General features: G+C 63.6%; 5 protein-coding genes. 2 read left to right on the top strand and 3 right to left on the bottom strand.

Annotated elements, in window-relative coordinates; all coding sequences use genetic code 11:
• Nucleotides 1–86, bottom strand: an 86-nt coding sequence (locus EN906_RS28085) for a LysR family transcriptional regulator (protein ID WP_164777409.1), incomplete at its 3' end; no start/stop codon positions are given.
• A 108-nt stretch (nt 87–194) separates the two neighbouring features.
• On the opposite strand from EN906_RS28085, the gene EN906_RS28080 reads away from it, so the two are divergent.
• Both EN906_RS28080 and EN906_RS28075 read left to right on the top strand, forming a co-directional pair.
• On the top strand, nt 195–485 hold the full coding sequence (locus EN906_RS28080; protein ID WP_127271666.1) for a muconolactone Delta-isomerase family protein: 291 nt from the start codon (nt 195–197) through the stop codon (nt 483–485).
• 174 nt (nt 486–659) lie between these two features.
• Complete coding sequence (locus tag EN906_RS28075; RefSeq protein ID WP_128310068.1) at nt 660–1,658, top strand: transporter; 999 nt, start codon at nt 660–662, stop codon at nt 1,656–1,658.
• Between the two features lie 17 nt (nt 1,659–1,675).
• Here the strand turns inward: EN906_RS28075 and EN906_RS28070 are convergent, their stop codons facing one another.
• Nucleotides 1,676–2,362: a glutathione S-transferase family protein gene (locus tag EN906_RS28070; protein ID WP_127271665.1), complete on the bottom strand. Its 687-nt coding sequence runs from the start codon at nt 2,360–2,362 to the stop codon at nt 1,676–1,678.
• 9 nt (nt 2,363–2,371) lie between these two features.
• Nucleotides 2,372–3,301, bottom strand: a complete 930-nt coding sequence (gene rarD / locus EN906_RS28065) for an EamA family transporter RarD (protein WP_127271670.1) — start codon at nt 3,299–3,301, stop codon at nt 2,372–2,374.
• Nucleotides 3,302–3,319 lie beyond the last annotated feature (18 nt).

Below are 3,319 nucleotides of genomic sequence, written 5' to 3'. Positions count from 1 at the left end.
GAAATATGCAGCATCTCGGCGGCGCGCCCGACATTGCCGGTTTCGGCGACGGTGACGAAATACCTGATCTGGCGCAGGTCGAACATTTTTTCTCCAGGCTCCAGTCCCCCGAGGTCTCAACTTTAGCCTAACCAGTCTTAGACAGTCTGACCAGCGGGAGCGATAGTTCGGCCATCCAACCAAAGCAGACCGCCATGCAGTTCTTTGCCCTTCTCACCCGCAACACCGAAAAATTTGCCGATGCCGATTTCGCTCCGCTTCTGCCCGGCGAAGCCGAACAGCGGCGCACGCTCTATGCCGAAGGCGCGGTACGCCAGGTGTGGAACCGAGGCGACATCCCGGGCAGCGGCATGATGCTCGAAGCCGCCGATGATGCAGAGGTTCGCGGCCATCTCGCCACCTTGCCGCTGGTCAAGGCCGGCATGATGGACATTGCCGCAATCGTGCCCCTCAAGCCCTACCCCGGCTTCGGCCCGAAGCACTGACCGGGGCACAATCCGGGGTGGCGAAGGCGTCACCACCGGATTGACGTGGGTGATCGACAGACCGTGATCGGCTGTCAAGAAACCGTCACACCGAACCGGGTTCGCTCGTGCTAGAAATCAAGGCCAGGCAGCCGCCGTGCGGTGCCATTTCGGAACATGCATCTGGCACCGCCCATGGATATCACTCTCGCCCCGGAAGGCACCGACCTGTCGCCCTACCTGCCCGACGAGCACGGATTGTTCTTCATCTATCATTTCACCGCTGAGGGCGTGCGAACCAGGGACGCCACCGCCGCGCACTGGACATGGCGCAGCTACCAGCTTTCCGACATGCGGGCCCGCCATGAGATCGGCGCCGATCAGGCTTTGCCGGCACCGGTGCGCGAAGCTTTCCTGTCCGCCAGCCATGGCTGCCACATCGACCTCGAGGACGACTGGCTCTATGGCGATCTGCCGGACCTGCGCCATGACTATTCGGCGGAAGCGGGCGGGCTTGGCCATTTCCGCTTCGCGCTCAACGACACGATGCTGGTCGGCGCCCGCAAGCAACCGCTGCAGTCGGTCGACAACATCCGCAAGGCGATCGAGAATGGATCGCGCAAGTTCCGCTCGCCGGCCGAGTTGATCGAGGCGGTTGTCGGCCAGTCTTTTGACGGCATGGTGGCTGAACTTGCGGCACTCGGCGACAGCCTCGACGGGATCGAGGATCGCATCGTCTGCGACGCATGGCACAATGAACGGCAATCCCTCGTCGACGCGCGCCGGCATCTGGTTGTGATCCACAGGCAGATGGCGACGTTGACCAATCTGTTTCGCCATCTCGACCACTCGCACCGTAACGACCTGCCCGACAGCATCAACGACATGGCCGCGCGTCTTTCGCACAGGGCGCAGACGCTGCACTATGATGGCGAACAATTGCAGGCACGCGCCCGGCTGTTGCAGGACGAGCTTATGGCCAAGCTGACGACGCAGTCGAACCGGCTGCTGTACGTACTGTCGGTGATGACGGCGGTGCTGTTGCCAATGACCATCATCTCGGGCCTGTTCGGCATGAATGTCGGCGGCTTGCCGCTGGTCGACACGCCAATGGGCTTCTGGGTGGTGACGGCGGTAGCGATGGTGATCGCGGGCGCGACCTATCTCTTTGTCAGGCGGCTCGGACAGATGTAACGCCCGCCCGGCGACTTTCACGCCGAGGCGCGAAGATCCTCGATGACGGTGCCGGCGGCGGCGGCTTCCGCTTCGTGGTCGGGCTCGCGCCAGGTCTCGGCCAAGCCAGCCGCATACCATTCGCGCATCGCCGGCAGGGCAAGCAATTGCGCTGGATAGGCTGCAGCCGCACCCTCGAAGGAGAGCCCATAGGACTGGGCGCGGAACGCCACCGGGGCAAAGAAAGCGTCGACGGCGGTAAAATGAGCGCCGGCCAGAAACGGCCCGCCGAAACGGGCAAGGCCATCGTTCCAGAGATCGCCGAGGCGAAAGATGTCCTGCTTCAGCGCATCGGACATCGGGAATGGCTTTACGCGCACGCCGCAACTCATCGGGCATGCCCCGCGCAATGCGGTGAAGCTCGAATGCATCTCGGCGGCGGCCGAGCGTGCCCAGGCGCGCGCCTTGGCCTCGACAGGCCACACGCCATGGTGGCGTTCGGCCAGATATTCGACGATGGCCAGCGAATCCCAGACCGCCCAGCCATCGTCGATCAGGCACGGCACGCGGCCGCTCGGCGAGAAGGGCCGGTACAGATCCCAACTCGATGCGGTCGGGAATGGCGTCAGCCGTTCCTCGAACGGGATGTTCAGCTCTCGCATCAACACCCAAGGCCGCAGCGACCATGAGGAATAATTTTTGTTGGCGATATGCAGCAGGTACATAGGGGATCCTTACCTTGCAGCCGGCACCGCCGGCCGGATCTCGCGGCCACGGAACATCGACCAGGAATACATCGCGAGCGCTGTCCAGATCAGGCCAAAGGCAATCGCCTGGGTGGTGCCGAAAGGCTCGTCGAAGATCAGCACGGCGATCAGAAACACAATGGTCGGCGCGATGTACTGCATGATGCCGATGGTGGACAGCCGCAGCAGCCTCGCGCCGAACGCAAACAGCAGCAGCGGGATCGATGTGACCGGACCGCAGCCGATCAGCAATGCCGTATCGGTGCCACTGCTGGATAAGATGTGGTCCTGTTCGGTCGCGATGAGATAGACGATGTAGCCAAGCGCCGGCACCGACAGCAGAAGGACTTCGAGCAAAAATCCCTGGCTCGGTCCGATCGGCAGCGTCTTGCGGAAGAAGGCGTAGGCGGCGAAGGAAAACGCCAGCGCCAGCGACACCCAGGGCAGCTTGCCGCCCTCGACGGTCAGCACGGCGACTGCGACGGCCGCCAGCACCACCGCCGCGATCTGCAGCCGGTCGAGCCGCTCGCCAAGCAGCAGCGCGCCGACGACGACGTTGACCAGTGGATTGATGTAGTAGCCGAGCGCGGTTTCGACGGTGCGGTCGACAGCGATCGCCCAGACATAGATGCCCCAGTTGACCGAGATCAGCGCCGCCGTCAGCGCGGCCATGGCGATGGTGCGCGGCGAGCGCAGTGCCGCCTTGAAATCCGCCATGCGGCCGGCCCAGATCAGAACGGCGGCGGCGATCGGCACCGACCAGACGATGCGATGGGCAATGACTTCGGCGAGCGGCAGATGAGCGACCGCCTTCATGTAGAAGGGCAGCAATCCCCACAGCAGATAGGCGCCGAGCGCCAGCAGAAAGCCGCGCCGGGCCTTGGAATCCGCGTCCAGGGTAATTGCTTCAGTGGCCATGGGCCAACGCTATGGCCC

The sequence above is a fragment of the Mesorhizobium sp. M7A.F.Ca.CA.004.06.1.1 genome (assembly GCF_003999135.1).
Classification (GTDB): Bacteria; Pseudomonadota; Alphaproteobacteria; order Rhizobiales; family Rhizobiaceae; genus Mesorhizobium.
This window is presented reverse-complemented; position numbering and strand designations above follow the sequence as displayed.